This is a genomic window from Arenicella chitinivorans, assembly GCF_014651515.1.
GTDB classification, from domain to species: Bacteria; Pseudomonadota; Gammaproteobacteria; order Arenicellales; family Arenicellaceae; genus Arenicella; species Arenicella chitinivorans.
Genome location: NZ_BMXA01000001.1, coordinates 879,185 through 899,288, shown reverse-complemented (window position 1 = coordinate 899,288; position 20,104 = coordinate 879,185). Strand labels below are relative to the sequence as shown.

The 20,104-nt window shown below is 51.0% G+C and carries 16 protein-coding genes; 4 read left to right on the top strand and 12 right to left on the bottom strand.

What is annotated here, in order from left to right; translation table 11 throughout:
• Position 1 precedes the first annotated feature (1 nt).
• Together IE055_RS18035 and IE055_RS03920 are read right to left on the bottom strand one after the other, a co-directional pair.
• On the bottom strand, positions 2-154 hold the full coding sequence (locus IE055_RS18035) for a DUF2256 domain-containing protein (RefSeq protein ID WP_189398678.1): 153 nt from the start codon (positions 152-154) through the stop codon (positions 2-4).
• A gap of 10 nt (positions 155-164) precedes the next feature.
• On the bottom strand, positions 165-1,484 hold the full coding sequence (locus tag IE055_RS03920; protein ID WP_189398677.1) for a DASH family cryptochrome: 1,320 nt from the start codon (positions 1,482-1,484) through the stop codon (positions 165-167).
• A gap of 157 nt (positions 1,485-1,641) precedes the next feature.
• Here IE055_RS03920 and IE055_RS03915 point away from each other — a divergent pair, with 157 nt between their 5' ends.
• Positions 1,642-2,028 (top strand): hypothetical protein, encoded by a 387-nt coding sequence (locus tag IE055_RS03915; RefSeq protein WP_189398676.1) that lies wholly within the window; start codon positions 1,642-1,644, stop codon positions 2,026-2,028.
• A gap of 20 nt (positions 2,029-2,048) precedes the next feature.
• Here IE055_RS03915 and IE055_RS03910 read toward each other — a convergent pair whose 3' ends face one another.
• Both IE055_RS03910 and IE055_RS03905 read right to left on the bottom strand, forming a co-directional pair.
• On the bottom strand, positions 2,049-2,954 hold the full coding sequence (locus IE055_RS03910; protein ID WP_189398675.1) for a TIGR03915 family putative DNA repair protein: 906 nt from the start codon (positions 2,952-2,954) through the stop codon (positions 2,049-2,051).
• A 21-nt stretch (positions 2,955-2,975) separates the two neighbouring features.
• Positions 2,976-4,256 (bottom strand): putative DNA modification/repair radical SAM protein, encoded by a 1,281-nt coding sequence (locus IE055_RS03905; RefSeq protein ID WP_189398674.1) that lies wholly within the window; start codon positions 4,254-4,256, stop codon positions 2,976-2,978.
• Positions 4,257-4,406: 150 nt separating this feature from the next.
• On the opposite strand from IE055_RS03905, the gene IE055_RS03900 reads away from it, so the two are divergent.
• The 3 genes from IE055_RS03900 to IE055_RS03890 are packed head-to-tail and all read left to right on the top strand — an operon-like array spanning position 4,407 to position 8,049.
• Entirely contained in the window at positions 4,407-6,071 is a 1,665-nt protein-coding gene (locus tag IE055_RS03900; RefSeq protein WP_189398673.1) for a serine hydrolase, read from the top strand.
• The gene (locus tag IE055_RS03895) at positions 6,068-7,291 is read left to right on the top strand and encodes a sensor histidine kinase (RefSeq protein WP_189398672.1); all 1,224 of its coding nucleotides are present in this window, start codon (positions 6,068-6,070) and stop codon (positions 7,289-7,291) included. The genes IE055_RS03900 and IE055_RS03895 overlap by 4 nt, the downstream gene beginning before the upstream one ends.
• Positions 7,288-8,049 carry a LytR/AlgR family response regulator transcription factor gene (locus tag IE055_RS03890; RefSeq protein WP_189398671.1) on the top strand — a complete coding sequence of 254 codons (762 nt, stop codon included), beginning with the start codon at positions 7,288-7,290 and terminating at the stop codon, positions 8,047-8,049. Before IE055_RS03895 ends, IE055_RS03890 begins: the two co-directional genes overlap by 4 nt.
• Before the next feature lie 37 nt (positions 8,050-8,086).
• On the opposite strand, the gene IE055_RS03885 is transcribed toward IE055_RS03890, so the two are convergent.
• The 8 genes from IE055_RS03885 to dnaE form a co-directional block, all read right to left on the bottom strand.
• On the bottom strand, positions 8,087-8,701 hold the full coding sequence (locus IE055_RS03885; protein WP_189398670.1) for a thiol:disulfide interchange protein DsbA/DsbL: 615 nt from the start codon (positions 8,699-8,701) through the stop codon (positions 8,087-8,089).
• A gap of 5 nt (positions 8,702-8,706) precedes the next feature.
• Entirely contained in the window at positions 8,707-9,429 is a 723-nt protein-coding gene (locus tag IE055_RS03880; RefSeq protein WP_189398669.1) for a DsbC family protein, read from the bottom strand.
• A 106-nt stretch (positions 9,430-9,535) separates the two neighbouring features.
• Complete coding sequence (locus IE055_RS03875) at positions 9,536-10,534, bottom strand: winged helix-turn-helix domain-containing protein (RefSeq protein WP_189398668.1); 999 nt, start codon at positions 10,532-10,534, stop codon at positions 9,536-9,538.
• Between the two features lie 191 nt (positions 10,535-10,725).
• A complete protein-coding gene (gene eno / locus IE055_RS03870; RefSeq protein ID WP_189398667.1) occupies positions 10,726-12,009 on the bottom strand; it encodes a phosphopyruvate hydratase in 1,284 nt (427 codons plus the stop codon).
• Positions 12,010-12,069: 60 nt separating this feature from the next.
• Positions 12,070-12,906, bottom strand: a complete 837-nt coding sequence (gene kdsA, locus IE055_RS03865) for a 3-deoxy-8-phosphooctulonate synthase (protein ID WP_189398666.1) — start codon at positions 12,904-12,906, stop codon at positions 12,070-12,072.
• 48 nt (positions 12,907-12,954) lie between these two features.
• Entirely contained in the window at positions 12,955-14,571 is a 1,617-nt protein-coding gene (gene pyrG / locus IE055_RS03860) for a CTP synthase (protein WP_189398665.1), read from the bottom strand.
• A gap of 283 nt (positions 14,572-14,854) precedes the next feature.
• Entirely contained in the window at positions 14,855-16,177 is a 1,323-nt protein-coding gene (tilS, locus tag IE055_RS03855; protein ID WP_189398664.1) for a tRNA lysidine(34) synthetase TilS, read from the bottom strand.
• A gap of 430 nt (positions 16,178-16,607) precedes the next feature.
• Positions 16,608-20,066 (bottom strand): DNA polymerase III subunit alpha, encoded by a 3,459-nt coding sequence (dnaE, locus tag IE055_RS03850; protein WP_189398663.1) that lies wholly within the window; start codon positions 20,064-20,066, stop codon positions 16,608-16,610.
• Positions 20,067-20,104: the final 38 nt, after the last annotated feature.

Here is a 20,104-nt window from a genome sequence, read left to right as displayed (position 1 = left end):
TTCAATGGGCACTGTGTGTTCGAGCGGTCTCACGACATCGACGCGAACAATACTTAACCTGCAACCAATCCCGCGCCCATTTGCGCCGCCAGGTAAATGGACGATCACACACCACGCACAGTTTACTGGGAAGATTGGGTTTCTTATGTACCATGTGTTTCTAACTAAACCGGCCAATCAGCTGCATCAACCGAGTCCAAAGGCAACAGGCTCGCCGCACCCTGCCAACGCGCCACATACGCACCGTCAGGGTCGAAGGTCGCAGCTTGTTTTGCAAGATTGAAATGGCGCTTGGGTTGCACATCTGCACCAACTCCAGCGAGGTATTGCCAGTTACCCCAGTTTGATGCCACATCGTAATCCAACAAAACTTGTTCAAAGTATGCTGCGCCGTACCGCCAATCCATCCCCAGTTCATTGACGAAACAGCTGGCCACGATTTGGCGTCCGCGATTAGATAAGTATCCAGTGGCGGCCAATTCCCGCATACCGGCGTTGACCAACGGGTAAGGCGTATTGCCAGCGATCCACTTTTGGTATCGCTCAGGATAAAAACTGGTCACCAGTGACACATGTTTCACACCGGACAGCGAAAACAAGCTTGCACCATGTTGATGAGCATGCCACTGGAAAAATTCGCGCCATAACAGTTCAAAGTAGATCCAATAGGTCGACTCGTTGGCCGCGACACTGCTCTCATACTGTCGTAGCCTAGCAACTAGCTCTCGAACCGACAAATTGCCGTTCGCCAACCACGGTGAGAATTTCGTGGAGTTGTCCCAGCCGTCCAGCGCATTACGCACCTGCTTGTAGTCAGTAGGCAAGTCAGACGAAAAATACGCCTCCATGTGGCTTAAGGCAGCGGACTCACCACCATTGAACTCACTCGCAGCCTCCCGTACTGAATCAAGCAAGCGCACGGTTGGCAACTGAATCGCCGCTCTGAAACGTGCAGGCGGTGGCAGATAATTCAGTCGTACGATCGGTGCAGACGGGACAGCGGCATCGATCAGTTTGCGAAATCGCGTGAACGTTGCCGGGATGTCGGCCACATCAACGGGCAATGTATCGATATCAAATAAGGTATGGCTGTCAATCGTATGAAAAGTACACTGGCCGCACTTTGCTTTCGCATACGCCCAATCACGATTTTCGTACCAACCTGGATTTCGACTACGGAACACATCGGTGGCTGCAATAGCCCGTATCAAACTGGGAATGATACTGGCCGCAGAACCCTGCACGACGAGCAGTTTCTGACCTAAGGTCCGCAAGTCGCGTTGCAATTCGAGCAGTGATTGCCGCAAAAACTGAAACCGGGACTGCCCCATTGATGGGGCCGAGTAACTACTCGGGGAAACCGACCGTGACTCAAGTACGTACACGCACACCAGTGAATCCACACTCGACACAGCACGCTGCAGCGCTGGGTTGTCATGCAGGCGAAGATCGTTGGTAAACCAAAATAGTCCAGTACGTGCCATCGTCAATCAATTGGGAGTGGAATAGGTCTCTAGGATGTGGGCTGAGCAAACCTGAACGCTATCAAACACCAAGTCAACGCGATGTCAGCATGATCACACGATCTTGAGATCGATTTTACTATGCTGCGCAACGCTAAACTCACTAGAAGAAATGACTATGGCGAACCCACGCTTTAAATTGGAACAGGTTGAGCGCCTCACGCGCGGACACCGTTCTGGGGTCAATATCGGTTCACGGGCGGTGGGCCATCACCTGCGTCCACACGAGCGGAAGCAATATGAGCGCGCACTGCGCGCGGGGTACCTTGAACTCACTCAGCGAGACCGTGAAAACCTGTGGCATGTTTGGGAGAAAGTATGTACCGCGAAAGACTGGCACTTGCTAGTTCTGGTGAAGGACACAGCCAATGGTACGGCCACTGTCTACCATTCTCGGTCCGCCAGCGTGATACGCGATGCTACGGTTGTCCAGCGTACCGAACTTGAATTGGGTCTTGCCAAGCAAGAGATCAGAAATCTGGCGGCCAAATATAATCTCGGCTGACGCCCTGCCTCATGCGATATTTACTGCCGATTTTGCGCTCTCAGAGTGTCTTGTGCCTCACGTACACGACTGGAGCGAGACCGCACACGTAAAGGATCGGTACGATCGGCATCCAGCATTTGTTGAGTACTTGCAGCAGCCCCAGAAGCCAACGGTTTGATGCAGACTGATTCCGGTAGGTACCGCCAATATTTCTTTGGCATTTCGCTTTGCATTGCCTGCTCTTTTAGACGCGCGGGATTAAAGATATGGCAATAATAGGTTTGCCAAAACAGTTCATACTCATCGGAAACGGCCGGCGGTCGAGGCACGCCAGTGCTCAGACTCAGTACGCGTTGATTCCAATGCGCACAGCCGTACGGCGTCAGTATGCTCCAACTCATTCCAGCGAACCGCTTGGCGAAAAACGGCGCGACGCGCTCAACAATCGCATGGTCAGGCTCGAACCAAGCGGTGAAAAATGCGTCTGAGTTAGCCGGCGTACCACGGGTGCAGACACGCTGAAAACGGACAAACGCTTTCATTTTATGACAGTCTCGACTCACCGCACGAGCCATCCGGTTCAAGCACTGCACTTGCGGGTCAGTGGTTAAGCTTAACGTACGGCGGTCATAACGTACCAATCGCCACAACAAGGAATATAGTAAGGACCATTTTTCTGCCGGTACTTTGGCGTCGATAAAACAACTTGCAGCCCGCGCCAACGAGATAAACTGAGCCGGCACTCGCAGTTGTGGCTTAGTTCGGCGAGAAGCACAGGGTGAACTAGGTGCTGAATCGCCGACAACGGCATCCTCCGCCTCTGCCCACAAGCTGATTTGCGCACCTGCATCCCAATGCACCTGCTCGGGCGCGATTTCCATCGACAACAAATTACGCGCGGTGGCGCGCCATTCGTCAAAATTGGTAACGTGAGCTTGGTGCATCGTCATTGTTTGGTAAGGGTTTCAGAACAGGCTGAGTTGTTTGTCCACCGAGGATGCAAAGCGCGCGGCCAGCTGATCGTTGTCTAACTGATGACTGGTTGGCTTATGGTCGATCACTGTCACAAACGACTTTACCTTCTGAATTGGTAAGCGTAGACGCTGAAGATCCGCGAACCGCAACGCGCGGATGCGACGTTGCTTCACCAGACGTCGTGCATTGATTACACCGATGCCAGGCACGCGTAAGATCGTTTCGTAGTCGGCCCGATTCAAATCGACTGGAAACAACTCGCGGTGTGCCAGGGCCCACGCCAGTTTGGGGTCTTGATCGAGTGCAAGCATCCCGGTTTGCTCACGACTTTCAGGACGGTATGTCAGCTCGTCTAGCGAGAAACCGTAGAATCGTAACAACCAGTCGGCCTGATATAAACGGTGTTCGCGCATCAAGGGTGGCGGTTTTAGTGGCAGCTGAGACGAGGCATCCGGAATTGGACTAAATGCGGAATAGTAAACGCGTTTGAGTCGGTAACGTTTATACAAGCCATTGGCACGCTGCAGAATGGTGGCATCATCTGCGGCGTCGGCGCCGACGATCATTTGCGTGCTCTGGCCTGATGGTGAGAACTTCGGTAAGGTGAGTTTTCGATTGCCCTGTTTGCGAGCCTCTCGTTTCGACTCCTTATACTCTCGGATTCCCAACTCCAGGTTCTGCATTGATCGGTCAATCGAACGCGCATTTTTCTCAGGTGCCAACGCATTTAAGGACTTCTCACTGGGCAATTCAACGTTGATACTCAACCGGTCTGCATACAAACCCGCTTCAGCCAGTAGTTCGGGGGAAGCTTCGGGAATCGTCTTCAAATGAATATAACCAGCAAAGCGGTGCTCCAGTCGGAGCTTGCGAGCCACCGCAACGACCTGCTCCATCGTGTAATCTGCACTTCGAATAATACCGGAACTAAGAAACAAACCTTCGATGTAATTACGCTTATAAAACTCCATAGTCAGCGTTACCACTTCATCAATACTAAATCGTGCTCGAGCCACGTTGCTGGACGTACGGTTAACGCAATAAGCACATTCATATAAACAAAAATTGGTTAGCAAAATCTTCAGCAAAGAAATACAACGTCCGTCCGGGGCGTAGCTATGGCAGATTCCCATCCCACCAGAGGTTGAACCAATCCCTCCAGTGGCTGAGGAATCACGGCGCTCTGCCCCAGAACTTGCGCAGGAAGCGTCGTACTTTGCGGCATCCGCCAAGATTGCTAGCTTTTTTAGCAGTACATCTGAATCAATCATGTTTTGATTATTGCACAGTTTTCAAAAAGACGAAATACACATCAGCCACCTTTGCGTTAAACCAGCTTTTCTAAGCTTTATCCGCGAATCCAGGGTCTTTGTCGCATGCATCCAACCGGGCCGACCACTGCGTTAGACTTGATTCACTGTATGACCTATTCCACGGACTTAGATATGCCCTCAAGACTCAAACGAATACTGTGTTCAAGCCTGATGGTGACTGCCGCTTCCACCCAAGCATCAGACACGTCACTCCAATCTCAGTTGCAGAGCATGCTAGACGGCGACCGCACTGGCGCTTGCATGGCTGTAGCCACCATTGATCATGGCGTAAAACGGGCAATTGCGTGCGCAGATCCGGCGGCAGCCACCAAGCGAAAACTTGATTTTGATACGGCATTTGAAATCGGCTCGATCTCCAAGACCATGACGGCCGTGGTCGCAGCCGGTTTGATGCGGGATACAGAGTTAAGCCTAGACACACCGATTAGTGCGCTGCTGCCAACCGATACGCAGGTGCCCGACTTTGCCGGACAGCCGATTCGGCTCCGCCACCTGCTCACGCATACCAGCGGCCTGCCTGCGCTCCCAAGTCGCATGAAGGCAACCTCACTGACCGACCCTTACCGTAAGCTCACTGGCAACGCATTGTTAGCGTCACTTGCTGACGTAACCTTACTTCAAGCACCTGGAGAGTCTTTTCAATACTCTAATTTTGCCATGATGGTGTTGTCGTACGCGTTGGAACTTCACAGTCAACGCGAGTTTGATGCGCTGTTGTCCGACTATGTGTTTAAGCCGTTGAACATGCAGCACAGTTTTACTCACGACAAACCAAAAGGGGTTCACATGGCACAGGGGCATTCAGCGCTCACCAAACCAGTAAGTAACTGGTCATTCACGCCGGGCTTGCATGGTGCTGGCGGCGTGCGTGCGTCGCTAAACGATATGGTGCGTTACGCTCTGGCTCACTTGAGCACTGTGGAAGACGAGACCACATCGCTGCTGCGGAGCACACACACAGAGCTGAGTCAGGTAGATGGTCAACGTGTGGCACACAACTGGATGATTAACCGTATTGGCAACACGGACTATCTGGCGCACGAAGGCGGCACTGGCGGCTTCTCTGCGTTGATCGCGCTCGATACACAACGCCAACGCGGGATTGTGATTCTGGCCGACACCGCACTGACTAGCCTCGGGGGATTGTCTGACTATGCGACGGCGCTGATGGACGAAACCGCGCCCGCACCGCAACCACGCCGCGAGCTGCCAGCGCCGACCACTCTGCTAACACACCTTACCGGCGAGTACGAGCTGACCGAAGCCAATCTGCGAATGCGGTTATGGGAGGAGGATGGTGCACTGAAGGCGCAAGCCACTGGTCAAGGCGCATTTACGCTGAAATACGACAGCCGGGGCGATTTTTATCCGACCAGCTTTGATGCCCTATTACGCCCCGTCGAAACGCCGCAGGGATTGAGCTTTCAATGGCATCAAGGTGGCGGTATTCGCATGGCCCAACGCGTCGGCGCCGAACCGACTGATTTCACACTCCCAGCTGAGAAACTGGCCGAATATGTAGGCATCTACCCGTTAATGTCCGGCTTCTCACTTACCGTCGCTGTCACCGACGACAAACTCGCGATTCAAGGCACTGGACAAGCCGCATTAACGGTGCAGGCAGTTGCAGAAGATGAATTCTGGCGCGGGGATGTCGGCGCCAAATTTGTGTTCAACCGCGGTCCTCATGGCCACGTAATATCGGTTACCCTAAACCAACATGGACAAATCATCACCGGCCAAAAACAATGAGCACGCCACACATACCGCTTGATAAGGAACTGCCCTTCCCCGATCGCTGGCGCTGGGGCTATCAGCATTATCCCGTCTTCAGCTGGGCATGGTGGCGCGGCAGGCTGTTTATCTTTGGCTTAGGCGCATTGGCACTCACGCTGATGACGGGTATGGGCTCACTGATGGACTTTGATGACAACACCGCAGCAATAATCACAACGCTGAAATTCGGCATCGGCGTATTCGGGATGATCTTCTTTGGTGCCACTGCCATGACGCTGGCGCGCGAAAATGTCGTGAACCCCATGTGGCAGCGAGTGTTCGTCACCGTGGGACTCATGATTGGCCTGATGTGCGCTGTTTTGATGGATGCCTGGTCGTCACGTGAGATTGAACACGCTTTCGCTGCCCACAGTCAAAGCCGCCAAGCTATCGAGAGCATGCTGGCCCAACAGGGTGAAATCGAAACTCGCCGTTGGGCGCTGATCGATGCATTCATGGTGTTTGGTATCTATTTCTGGTGCGCTGGCGGCATTGCGTTTATTCGTTACTGGCGAGAACCAGGCATGATGCAGCGCTGGCAGATGCAACAGGAACTAAGCCAAGCGCGCGCGAACCAGCATGATGCCGAGTCCCGCTTGAGCATTCTGCAAGCGCAAATCGAACCACACTTTTTGTTTAATACGCTGGCCGCACTGAAAAGTGTTTTGCGCAGCGAACCCGATCGTGCGGAAGCCGCCATTGATGACCTGGTGGATTACCTTCGTGCGTCAATTCCCCGCTTTAATCAACAGCAACAACTAGCTTCTAACAGCTTGTCACAACAAGTGACTTTGTGTGAAAAATATTTGGCGCTAATGCAATTACGTATGGGTACGCGCCTGCGTTTTGACACGCGCATCGAGCCAGAACTTGGATCTCCAGCGTTCCCGCCGCTGATTCTGATCTCATTGGTGGAGAATGCGATCAAACATGGATTGGAACCAAAGGAACACGGTGGCGAAGTCGCGATACACATCACGACAGCGGGCACGACCTTACATATTGAAGTAGCTGACACCGGGGTCGGACTCAACGCCGACCGACCCACACACACCTCTGGACTGGGATTGAAAAATATTCGTGATCAGCTCAAACTGCTGTATCCGGACCGTGCGACTCTCGATCTGGCCGCTAACCCTGCGGGCGGTGTTATCGCCACCATTACGATTACCGACTTTTTATCCACACCGTTATGACTCAACCTGTTCGCATTCTACACGCCGAGGACGAAGCACCACAACGAAGGGCTTTTCGCGATCTAATTGCGCAAATCTGGCCAGAAGCCGAGCTGGTGGCCTCATGCAAAGACGGTGAGTCCGCGATTGCGGCCTGCCAACAGCTCAGTCCCGACGTGGCTTTTCTGGATATCCGCATGCCGAACAAATCCGGACTGGACGTGGCTCGCCAGATCGGCGACCACACATTCGTGGTATTCACTACTGCCTACGATCAATACGCCATCAATGCATTTGAGTCCGGTGCGGTGGATTACCTTTTAAAGCCACTCACTGCGGTGCGTTTCTCCGAGACTGTCGCTCGGCTTAGGACCCGAATCGAACAACAGCAGCCGGTCAAACTAGATCAGCTGCTGGCGACCCTGGATCAGCTCAGCACACACAGCGAGTCACAACCTTTGCGATGGTTGACAGCAAGCCAAGGAGAGACCTTAAAAATGATCGCCGTGGAGGACGTTCGTTACTTTCAAGCGGATGCAAAATACACCAAAGTTGTCACCAATACGCAAGAAGCCTGGCTTCGGATAAGCCTTAAGGAACTGGCGCAAAAATTAGACCCGCAACATTTCTGGCAAGTACATCGAAGCGTCATCGTAGCCGTTACTTGCATCGACTCAGTCGCCAAAAACGAGTTGGGACAATGGCACCTGCAACTGCGTGGCAGCAGTGAGTACCTACCCGTGAGTCAGGAATTTCAACGTCGATTGCGCGCGCTGTAGTCACGGAATTTTGCAACGTAAAGTGGACAGTCATTGATTAATCCAACGACGATAAGTAGCCAAGCAACTCGGTGAGGGCAGATTGACCCGCTAACGCTTGGAGATTAATTTGGTACTTTCCAGCCCAGATCAGTGTCGGGACAGAGGTGATTTGATTGTTTATAACTTCTTTGTTCATCTTGCGAATCATGGCATCCGCAGAAAATGAGCGTAAACTGCTCGCCACATCAGATTCGGCATAGCCAAGTTCCTTGAAATAACGAACCACTTCTAGATCGCTGTCAAAGGAATCCCTTTTAAGATGTATGCGATCAAAGATCACTTGTTTGTTTCGTTCTTCACCGAGTAATACCATCAACACAAAGGCTTTTTGAGCGTGTTTCGCATTCCGCCCACCAAACGGAGCATGCACTCGACGTAAGGTCAATCCGGGTTTATTCTCGACCAGTCTCTCCAAACTCGGTTCAATGGCATAGCAACCTGGGCAGCTGAATGAAAAAAACTCAGTCAGTTCATACGATTCAGCCTTGATTGGCGATTTGAGAACGCTGTAATGCTGTCCTTCAACGAATACTTGGCTGTGAGCAGCCGCGCCGTAGCTCAAGAGCATTAAACAACCAAGGACACGTAGAATTTTGGTCGTAAAAGCCATCGGTATCACTCACTCCCTTCAGCAATAAGTTTTTGTATTTCAGCTGGTTTTAGAAAACCCAAACGCAGTTCGCCATTGGGGAAAACCATGCCGGGCGTTGCTGATACCTTGAGTCGTTTCGACGCAACGATATGCTCGTTTAAACGATCGGATGAACATTGTTTGAATGCTAACGGCACATTCTGCATCGCCAAAGTGATGGCGTTTGGTACATCGTCGGCACACAGCGCACTGAGTGTTTTGGTATAGCTGGATGAACCCAAACCCGCTCTTGGCAACATCAAATAGTTGACTGATATTCCCTGCTCATTAAGCTCAGGAATCTGGGTGTGAAACTCGCGACAATAGGGACAATCGATGTCCGTAATGACGGTAATCAGAGGCGCATCTAATTGATCACTCGGGTAACTGACAAACGAATTTTCAGGGACAGCACTCAAAATTGCCTTACGTCCAAGCGCCTCGCTATCAGCCACGATGTCACGCTTTCTTACCGTGTCATAAATTGGACCAGCAAAGAGGTACTGCCCGTCATGCGTAACAAAGTAAGACGATACGCCGCCAGCAATTGTGACGCGCTTTAGTACCGAATCATACTCATCAATGGTAATTTGACCATGCTCAAACGTGGCAGCCAGACGCTTCTCAAGCAGCGCCTGTTTTGTCGCAGGCTGCGCAAAAGTTTGGCTACTCAGCAAAAAAACAGACAATAATAGTATTTTTCTCACAACAGTTTCCTTGGTGAACTTGTGTGAGATTATTGTGGTTCAATTACTGAATAAAAATAAACTAAAAGCGTCTTAAACTTTCTAAATATTATTATTTATCAAACACTTAAGAATATAACGGTGTTCGCGATCCAACGCCAACTCCGACATAATAAGCGGCATCTGTATCGGGTGCGCAGTACGACGTTTTCACTGGCTCTGGTTCTAGAGCGCTGCATGGATCCAATTTGCTCTCTGGTATCTCTTCATCTACCTTTGGTGCATTGGAAGCCCTCACCGAGGTCTTTGCAGTCACGGGCGTGTCAGTCACCTTACTCAGCTGCATTGTCAATCCCTGGACCCGCTCATCCACCGCTTCGACGGAGCATTGAGCCACAACCTCTGCGCTCTGAGCGCGTTGTGCATAACGCAGAGCCGCATCCAGTCGCCCCTGACTTTCCATGACCTGACTCATCAAACTACTTGCCGACATTCGGCTATATTCACCAAGATTCGGCTTCCGCAACAGTTTTTCGAGATATCGCGAGGATTCCTCTGCCTTGTCCTGCTTCATCAAGCCTTCGACTAAGAATAGTGATGCTTCAACCGAATCTGGATTTTCGGCCAAAGCAAATTTAAACATCTCGATAGCGTGATCAGTATCGCCACTGTTGAGCGCCAGCACGCCTTTTGAGAGCGCCGTTTGAGCCGGCATCTGAATTGTATTTGGCGCGGACTGTGATGGCTTATAGAGCAAAGCACCTAACAACGACAAGCCAAGCACTAGGCTAACCGTCGCAACCGAACGCGAGAACAATGGACGCTTGACTTGCTGCGTCTTGACAACCCATTGATAACCTTGATTAGGAAGCGTCCGAATAAACGTCTTAGAAAAAGGCGGTTTACGTAATTCGCTGACCAGCTGAAAAAGTACATGATCGCGCTCATGTGGATTACCCCACACGTCGCGATAAATTTCTGATTTGGATACGACTCTCTCTCGATTGCTTATTAAGAAAACCAACAAAATCAATGCTTTTGGGCGAACTGCGAGCGGTTTGTTTCGATAGGTGAGCTGATAGCTCTGAACATCAAAAACGAACTCATCAAACTTATAACAAATCATACGGAACGTATCTTGTAACTGTATCTACCCGCAGCTTAGCACAGACCGCCAACGCTAATCCAAATCCGCGCACGCGGTTGCAGGGCACGGCCTTTTCTGAGGTGCAGTCTATCCGGAGTATGCCAACAGCGCGGCCACAAAAAAGGGCTGCACACACGGCAGCCCTTCTGAATGTCTGATCCAACTCAGTGTTAGCTGAATGACTTGATACCAGGGTATACCGCTTTGTCACCCAATGCCTGCTCGATACGCAGCAATTGGTTGTACTTGGCGACACGGTCCGAGCGACACAACGAGCCAGTTTTGATTTGTCCTGCGGCCGTCGCTACCGCCAGATCCGCAATCGTGGTGTCTTCGGTTTCACCTGAGCGGTGCGAAATCGTGGCTTTATAGCCCGCATCATGCGCCATTTTGATCGCGTCAAACGTCTCACTCAACGAACCAATTTGGTTAAACTTAATCAGGATCGAGTTGGCCACGCCTTTCTCGATGCCTTGCTTCAGGATCTTGGTATTGGTGACAAACAGATCGTCGCCGGTCAGCTGAATATCGCTGCCCACACGTTGAGTTAAATCTGCCCAACCATCCCAGTCGTCTTCGGCCATGCCGTCTTCAATCGTGATGATTGGATATTTGCGTACCCAAGCTTCGAGGTACTCGGCAAACTCTTCAGAATTGAGGGACTTACCTTCGGCACTTAAGGTGTATTTTCCGTCTGAATAGAATTCAGTACTGGCCACATCAAGGCCTATCATGATGTCTTTTCCTGGAACGTATCCGGCATTCTCGATCGCTTTCATAATGATGCCAACCGCGGCTTCATTACTCTCTAGGTTCGGCGCAAAACCACCTTCATCACCGACCGCGGTACTTAAGCCCATCTCGCTCAACACCTTTTTGAGGGAATGGAAAACCTCTGCGCCGGCGCGCAATGCTTCGCCGAAACTTGGCAGCCCGGTTGGCAGAATCATGAACTCCTGAAAATCAATCGAGTTATCGGCGTGTTCACCACCGTTGATGATGTTCATTTGCGGTACCGGCATCGCGTAGGTGTCATTACCAAACAATTCAGCGTAGTACGTATATAAAGGAACACCTTTGCTCGCAGCCGCTGCTTTGGATACCGCCAGCGACACTGCCAGGATGGCATTCGCACCCAATTTGGACTTATTTTCGGTGCCATCTAAATCAAGCATTGATTGATCAATTGCACGCTGATTCAGCGCGTCTTTACCAATGAGCGCGTCGGCAATAAGAGTGTTGGCATTTTGCACGGCCTTGGTCACACCCTTGCCCAAATAGCGTTGCTTGTCGCCGTCACGGAGCTCCAGCGCTTCGAGTGTCCCCGTGGATGCACCGGATGGCGCAACCGCACGGCCGAATGAGCCATCGGCTAAGGTAACGTCGGCTTCAACAGTTGGATTACCGCGAGAATCCAGGATTTCGCGTGCGAGAATTGATTTGATAGTGGACATACTACTTTCTGCCTCGAGAATTAATGAGTAAGTTCAGACTTTGAAACACAGACCGCTGATTTACAGTTCCGTGTCCGAAAAGCCACCAGCTTTCGTGGACTGGTCAAGTTGTTGGAGAACGGTGAGTAATGCTTTGAGTTTCTGCGTAGGCCAGGCATTCGGCCCATCGCTTTTGGCATTATCTGGATCGGGATGTGTTTCCATAAAGACACCCGACACACCAGCGGCAACCGCGGCGCGAGCGAGCACCGGAACGAATTCACGTTGACCACCTGAGCGATCACCTTTTCCACCCGGCAATTGCACCGAATGCGTGGCGTCAAACACAACCGGGCAGCCGGTTTCACGCATCTGCGCCAAACCCCGCATATCCACCACGAGGTTGTTATAACCGAAAGAGGCACCGCGTTCACACACGGTAATTTTGCCTTTGCCGCCAGCGGCTTCGGCTTTCTTGGTGACGTTGACCATTTCAGGCGGGGATAAAAACTGTCCCTTTTTGATGTTGGCAGGAATGCCACAGGCACCGACTGCTTCGATCAAATCAGTTTGCCGACACAAAAAGGCCGGTGTTTGGATCATGTCTACGTACTTAGACGCCAGTTCAACCTGTTCTGGTGTGTGTACGTCGGTCAACACCGGAATGCCAACGGTCTCCCTCACCTCTTGTAAAATCTCCAGCCCTTCTTGAATACCCGGGCCACGAAATGACGATCCAGAGGTTCGATTTGCCTTATCAAACGAGGACTTATAAAGCGTATTGATTCCTAGTTCGCCAGTGATATCGCGCACCATTTTGGCGACTTCCAAGGCGTGTTGACGTGACTCAATAACACAGGGTCCGGCGATGAGGAAAAACGGTTGGTCGAGACCGACTTCAAAATCAGCTATCTTCATGATTGCACCTTTGCGATATCTGCTGGTTGCAATAATCCAGCGAGTAATTTATTGCGCAGCTCGAGCCGCTTCGATATACGAAGTAAACAACGGATGACCGTCTCGTGGGCTCGACGTAAACTCAGGGTGGAATTGTACACCGACAAACCAAGGATGATCAGCTATTTCAATTGTTTCCACTAGGTCATCGTCCGAGACGCCGCCGATAATCAGGCCAGCATCAACCAATTGCGGACGCAGACTATTATTGAACTCATAGCGGTGACGATGTCGTTCGACAATTGAGTCCTTACGGTAGATCTCGCGAACCTTTGTGCCTTCAACCAAGTGACAGGTTTGACCGCCCAAACGCATGGTGCCACCAAGATCTGAGTTTTCATCACGTTGTTGCACTGCGCCACTCTGATCAGTCCATTCGGAGATCAAAGCGATGACTGGGTAAGGCGTATCTGGATTAAACTCGGAACTGTTAGCATCGGTCATACCGGCCACGTGTCGCGCAAAATCGATGGCCGCGACCTGCATGCCCAAACAAATGCCAAGGTAAGGAATTTTATTTTCACGCGCGTATTGGGCGGCACGGATCTTTCCTTCGGTGCCACGATCGCCAAAACCGCCAGCCACGAGTATTGCATCATTCCCGGCCAGCGCCTCAACCCCGATTCGCTCGATGTCCTCGGCTTCGATATAGTTAATGTTCACTTTCGTCAAAGTTTGAATCCCAGCGTGAATCAGCGACTCAGACAGCGACTTATAGGACTCAGTAAGTCCAATGTACTTACCAACCAAGGCAATATTGACCTCGCCAGTTGGGTTGGCTTTACGATCAACCACCCATTCCCACTCGCTGAGATCGGCTGGCGGACAGTCCAGTTGCAAGTGTTTCACCACCAGCTCATCCACATTCTGATCGCGGTACAATAAAGGGATTTGATAGATATTCTCAACATCCACGCCTGAAATCACCGCTTCTGGGCGAACGTTGGTGAACAAGGCGATTTTCCGCTTGGCTTCTTCCGCCAGTGGCTCATGCACACGACACAATAGAATGTCTGGCTGAATACCGATGCTGCGCAGTTCTTTAACTGAGTGCTGTGTAGGCTTAGTCTTGATTTCGCCAGCCACCGCAATGTACGGCACCAAGGTCAAATGCATAAACATGACGTTTTCAAAGCCCTTCTCGATACGCATTTGACGTATTGCTTCCATGAAAGGCAGGGACTCAATATCACCAACGGTGCCGCCAATCTCAACCAGCGCCACGTCGACATCACCAGCGCCATCTTCGATTGCATCCTTCATCTCGTTGGTAATGTGAGGAATAACTTGAACGGTGCCACCCAAGTAATCACCACGACGCTCTTTGCGCAGTACACGCTCATAGATTCGACCGGTGGTAAAGTTATTCTTCTGCGACAAGGTCGTCCGGATGAAGCGCTCATAGTGACCGAGATCCAAGTCGGTCTCGGCACCGTCTTCGGTCACGAAAACTTCCCCATGCTGGAATGGACTCATGGTACCAGGGTCAACGTTGATATAAGGGTCCAGCTTCATCAACGTGACCTTTAGACCACGCGCTTCCAACAGCGTCGCCAAGGAAGCAGCCGCAATCCCCTTGCCCAAGGACGAAACTACGCCGCCCGTAATAAATACATACTTTGTCATTAATTCAAAAACCGAGCCAGCTGGGCTGGCGTATAACGTCTTGTGCGATCAAAAACAACCAAACGAGCACACGCTAACGTGCCTGCTCAACGATTAGTTGTACGTAAAAGAATTGATTTATCAGAGCCACAGGCAAACGCGTGAAAAAGTTTTGCGCTGTGCTCCAGAAGGTTCTACATGATACTCGACACGACAATATTGGACAATCGATTTACCATCGATGCCCGAAAAAAAGTCCGTCCCGGACAACTTGTCCTGTTATCAATTTGACGTCGTGCGTGTATCAGTGCAACGGTGATTCGATCGACACCCAATCATTGTGCGCTTGCAAATCGACTGGACCCAGCACAAAATCCTTACGCGACTTTTTGAGTGTTAGCAACGGCAGAGTCTGGCGTCGCCACGGGGGAATACCAAGCTCATTCATCCATTTTTTGAGATTTAGACTATGACCTTGCAATGCTTTCGGGTTCTCGATATGCGCACGTTCAGCCAAACGAAGTTGCGCCTGTGATTCGGAATGAATCAAGCTTAATAATTTCTGGGTAGCATCCACGCGCACACTACTTTGATATATATCAATAGGTTGAGCTACATTTCGCCAATCAACAACACCGAAAGGTGGCGTCTTTTCCAACGCAGGCATCACATACATAAAACCGTAGTGAAAACGAAACTGCTGGCCACCTTCCTGCAACACAGCGGTGCTTGGTGGCGGCACGGCAACAGCGTCGACCAATTGTTTCAAAAACCGACGACTCGGCGTGTGCAAATTCAAACTCTTAAGCCAGAAACGCAATACATTCGCTTGTCGTGCGGGAGACAAGTGCGCCATGTCTGCAACACACAATGCATAGGACTTATCTACTGGGTGCTTAGGGTGCTCACGCACTTCAACCAAATCGCAGATAGCGAGCTCTCGCAAAAGCTCGTTTTCCTGCTGCAGATTCGCCGCTGCACGCGTGATGTTCTGCACCGCATCTGGACGAAACTCAGTCAGCGCTGGAATAATTTGATTGCGAATTGTATTACGCGAATAATCGTTGGTGCGGTTACTCGGATCATCGACCCATTGCAGGCCGCTTTCATGCGCGACCTGGTATAAATCGTCCTTAGTAAATGGCAACAGCGGTCTAGCCAGCTTGGCACCTTGAAACGGCCGCACAGATCGCATACTGGACAACCCAGCACTGCCTGCACCACGCATTAAATTGAACAGAAACGTTTCTGCGCGATCTTGCTGGTGATGCGCAGTCAGCAATACCGAATTACGGTTTAGCTGCTGACTAAACCACTTATAGCGCGCATTTCGGGCCGCTAACTCACTCTTATTCTCGAGTTCTAACTCGGTTTGTCGGTATTCAATACCGAGTAACTGACACGTCGCGGCGCAATGGTCAGCCCATCGCCCGGCGTCTTTTTGTAGGTTGTGATTAACGTGAAGTGCGGTAAGCTCGAACCCGGCATGAGATTGCAATTGATGCATCAAATACAGCAAAGCGGTTGAATCAATTCCACCACTGAATGCCACAAAAAAGTGGTTCGAACGCATCAACCCCAGATTGTCAAACACTTCTTGTTCGAATTTTTCGATCGAAATAGCCATTCAAGGCGACCTCTGTGTGCTGCGTTTATGTTGTTCTTTATTGTGCGCTCACGACGGAGACGTTCCGCGTAGCAAACCGTGTGCCCGACACCCAGATGTTGAAGTCGAATGTCGCAACAAGCGTCAAATCATAGTTGGTGTATAACGAGTGAGGGGAATAAGTGTACCGAATTACTGAACCGCGCAGGTGTCAAAACAATGACACTTTTGGCAACCCTAACCCGTTAATACCAGCCTTCCTGATACTGCAATTGTTTGGAAAACTATGCAAGTCGCCAAGAGTCCAATCCGGCTTAGGAATGAAGTCAAGCAGTGCTCTTGCATAAGCTTGCGCTGTTGCCGACCAGTATAGCACTGCAAAATAAAACATTTAAAGAGCAAGGACTTAGAAAGTCTTTGAAAAGTTAATCTTAGATAAGTTACGTACCCGTCAGTAAATAAGACGAATATTCCTCTGACCAATAATGTTTTCCAATTGCTCGAGCATCAGTTTGGTCGGAATAATACGCCAACCATGACTGACTTCCAGCTGACAAACCCCACGGGGCGTTCGGTACTCAAAACCAACCCCACACTGCCCTTCCTCACTTGGTTCCAGAATACGCCGTAGATCCCGCACCACGTGCTCATTGAGCTGTTCCGAGCTAAGTTGGATTTGCATGTGCCGCGCCAGATTACTGCGCGCTTGCTCGATATCAAACAGCTCATCGGCAGACAGTCGGATGCCGCCACTAAAATGGTCGTAACTGGCTTTGCCCTTGACCACCAACACTTTGTCTTTATGAATCACATCACGGCGTTGGTCGTACAGCTCACCAAACACACCGACCTCAACGCGCGCGGTTTTATCATCCAACTGTAAAAACGCCATTCGGGACCCAGACTTGGTATTCATAGTGCGTGCACCAATCACCAACCCGGCCAGGGTCACTGATTTCTTCCCTTTGCCTTGCGCCACATCAATGTCCACTAAGCGACAGGATGTAAACTGATCGAGTTCCTGAATGTACATATCTATGGGATGCCCACTCAGATACAGGCCAAGAGTTTCTTTCTCAGCCGCCAGCAGATCCTCCTCTTTCCATTCCGGCACCTGCTGATAGGTCTGCACTGTTTCCGCTGGTGCAGCAATTCCGAACATATCATTCTGTCCTGCCAGTGCACTGCGGTGCTGTTGGTTGGCAGCTTCCAGTGCGAGATCGATACTTTCGATCAAGCTGGCGCGATGGACACCCAAGTCATCTAATGCGCCGGCCCGCACCAGCGCTTCTAACGCACGTCGATTCACTCGTTTCACGTCGACCCGTGCACACAAATCATACAGGTCTTTAAATTCACCGCCGGATTCGCGTGCCTGGATGATGGCTTCAATTACGGGCCGACCAATACCTTTGATAGCGCCGAGTCCGTACACAATATTCTGATTATCGGTCGCACGAAAGTCATACTGACACAGGTTAATGTCCGGATGCTGAACCGACAAACCCATCTGGTTAGCCTCGTTCAGTAAGATCACCACCTTATCGGTGTTTTCCATATCCGCAGACATACACGCGGCCATAAACTGCGACGGGTAATGGGCTTTCAACCAAGCTGTTTGGTACGCGATGAGGGCGTAAGCCGCTGAGTGACTCTTGTTAAAACCATAGGCTGCGAAGTATTCCATTAAGTCGAAAACTTCCTTGGCTACTTCTTTGGGAACTTGTCGCTCATCAGCACCCTGCTCAAAAATGGCTCGCTGCTTTGCCATTTCTTCCGGCTTTTTCTTACCCATGGCGCGTCGCAAAATATCAGCGCCACCAAGCGAATACCCAGCCATCACCTGGGCAATCTCCATCACTTGTTCCTGATAAAGGATAATTCCTTGCGTATTCTCAAGGATTGGCTCCAACATTGGGTGCGCGTATTTGGTCGCCTCTTTGCCGTGCTTACGGTCACAGTACACTTTCTCCATGCCTGCACCGAGAGGGCCTGGTCTGTACAATGCCACGAGTGCCACGATGTCTTCGAATTGGTCCGGTTTCAGGTTTTTAATCAACTCCTTCATACCGGACGATTCCAACTGGAAAATCGCCGTGGTCTGCCCCTGTCGCAACAATTCATAGGTTGCATTGTCATCGAGCGGCAGCTTCGCAATGTCTAACGCCGCTTCACCATTCGCGGCGCGCTGGACATTGATGGCCTTCACGGCCCAATCGATAATCGTCAGTGTTTTCAGGCCGAGGAAGTCAAACTTCACCAAACCGACCGTTTCCAGATCGTCTTTGTCGTACTGTGACACAATCTGATCACTACCGTGCTCGCAATACAGCGGTGTAAAGTCAGTCAGGTCACTGGGAGCGATCACCACACCACCAGCGTGTTTACCAACGTTACGCGCGAGACCCTCGAGCTTGAGCGCCATATCGATCAGCTCGGTAATCTCCTCTTCGTTATCGTAGCGCTCTTTTAATTCAGGCTCCTGCTCAAGCGCCTTGGTTAAGGTAATACCTAAATCAAAGGGGATGAGCTTGGCCACACCGTCGACATGCCCGTAGGACATGCCCATCACTCGGCCGACATCGCGGACCACGCCTTTGGCCGCCATGGTACCGTAAGTGATGATCTGCGAGACCTTATCACGGCCATACTTACGCGCCACATAGTCGATCACGCGTTCTCGCCCTTCGATGCAGAAATCGACATCAAAGTCAGGCATTGAAACTCGCTCTGGATTCAAGAAACGCTCAAACAGCAAGATGTGTTCAATTGGATCTAAATCAGTAATTTTTAATGCGTAAGCTACCAGTGATCCCGCGCCGGACCCTCGTCCGGGACCGACCGGCACGCCGTTTTCCTTGGCCCATTGAATGAAGTCAGCAACGATTAGGAAGTAGCCCGGAAACCCCATCTCATTGATGATTTTGAGTTCGAACTCCATCCGTTCGATATACTCCTTACGGGTTGCTTCGTCTGCCCCGCCAGGAAAACGCCGCAGTAGAACTTCTTCCAATCCGAGAAACGACTCGTTCCGTAAGTGCGACTCAATGGTCTCGCCTTCCGGCACCGGAAAGTCAGGCAAAAAGTATTCACCCATACGCATGACAAAGTTACAGCGCTGCGCGATACGTAAGGTGTTGTCAATCGCGCTCGGGATATCAGCAAACAGCTCAATCATCTCAGCTGCCGATTTATAATACTGCTGCGGTGTGTGATGCTTTACGCGCCGAGGGTCATTGAGAACCCGGCCTTCGTTGATGCAGACCCGGACCTCGTGTGCGTCGAAGTCTTTCTCCTGCATAAAGTGCGCATCATTAGTGGCAACCAACGGTACCTGAAACTGTGCCGCAAGCTGCGCAACGGCGGCGATATACTCGTCTTCGTAGGGTCGACCAACGCGCTGAATCTCAAGATAAAAGCGATCACTAAACCAGGTCTGATATTCAGCAATGAGTTGCGCAGCATATTTGTGCCGCCCGGCCATCAACGCACCACCCAACTCTCCCCGTAAACCGCCCGACAAGCATATCAACCCGTCTGTTTTGCCTTGCAGCCATTCTTTCTGCAAAATTGGCCGGCCATGTGCCTGTCCCTCACGAAATCCGCGCGACAGTAATTCAGACAAGTTGACGTACCCGGTTTCGTCTTGCACCAGCAGCACCAAGATATAGGGCTGGGTGACTTTGTCGGGGTTCGCGATATAAACCTCGGCCCCAATAATCGGCTTAATCCCTTGTGCCACACATTTATTGAAGAATTTTACCGCACCGTACAGATTTCCCATATCGGTCAGCGCCACGGCGGGCATCTGATACTGCAGCGTTTGATCCACCAGCGCGGGCAATCGGATCATGCCATTCACAAGCGAATACTCGGAATGGAGGTGTAAATGGACGAAGGATTCAGGCATCCGCGAATTATAAACTGAAGGGTTTTCAGTCGGGAGAC

Excerpts from the sequence above, each read along its gene's own strand:
- IE055_RS03910 (WP_189398675.1), bottom strand. The coding sequence starts at position 2,954 with ATGCACCAAGCTCACGTTACCAATTTTGACGAATGGCGCGCCACCGCG.
- kdsA (WP_189398666.1), bottom strand. The coding sequence starts at position 12,906 with ATGAAGATAGCTGATTTTGAAGTCGGTCTCGACCAACCGTTTTTCCTC.
- eno (WP_189398667.1), bottom strand. The coding sequence starts at position 12,009 with ATGTCCACTATCAAATCAATTCTCGCACGCGAAATCCTGGATTCTCGC.
- IE055_RS03875 (WP_189398668.1), bottom strand. The coding sequence starts at position 10,534 with ATGATTTGTTATAAGTTTGATGAGTTCGTTTTTGATGTTCAGAGCTAT.
- IE055_RS03885 (WP_189398670.1), bottom strand. The coding sequence starts at position 8,701 with ATGGCTTTTACGACCAAAATTCTACGTGTCCTTGGTTGTTTAATGCTC.
- IE055_RS03895 (WP_189398672.1), top strand. The coding sequence starts at position 6,068 with ATGAGCACGCCACACATACCGCTTGATAAGGAACTGCCCTTCCCCGAT.
- IE055_RS03890 (WP_189398671.1), top strand. The coding sequence starts at position 7,288 with ATGACTCAACCTGTTCGCATTCTACACGCCGAGGACGAAGCACCACAA.
- dnaE (WP_189398663.1), bottom strand. The coding sequence starts at position 20,066 with ATGCCTGAATCCTTCGTCCATTTACACCTCCATTCCGAGTATTCGCTT.
- tilS (WP_189398664.1), bottom strand. The coding sequence starts at position 16,177 with ATGGCTATTTCGATCGAAAAATTCGAACAAGAAGTGTTTGACAATCTG.
- pyrG (WP_189398665.1), bottom strand. The coding sequence starts at position 14,571 with ATGACAAAGTATGTATTTATTACGGGCGGCGTAGTTTCGTCCTTGGGC.
- IE055_RS03905 (WP_189398674.1), bottom strand. The coding sequence starts at position 4,256 with ATGATTGATTCAGATGTACTGCTAAAAAAGCTAGCAATCTTGGCGGAT.
- IE055_RS03900 (WP_189398673.1), top strand. The coding sequence starts at position 4,407 with ATGACCTATTCCACGGACTTAGATATGCCCTCAAGACTCAAACGAATA.
- IE055_RS18035 (WP_189398678.1), bottom strand. The coding sequence starts at position 154 with ATGGTACATAAGAAACCCAATCTTCCCAGTAAACTGTGCGTGGTGTGT.
- IE055_RS03915 (WP_189398676.1), top strand. The coding sequence starts at position 1,642 with ATGGCGAACCCACGCTTTAAATTGGAACAGGTTGAGCGCCTCACGCGC.
- IE055_RS03920 (WP_189398677.1), bottom strand. The coding sequence starts at position 1,484 with ATGGCACGTACTGGACTATTTTGGTTTACCAACGATCTTCGCCTGCAT.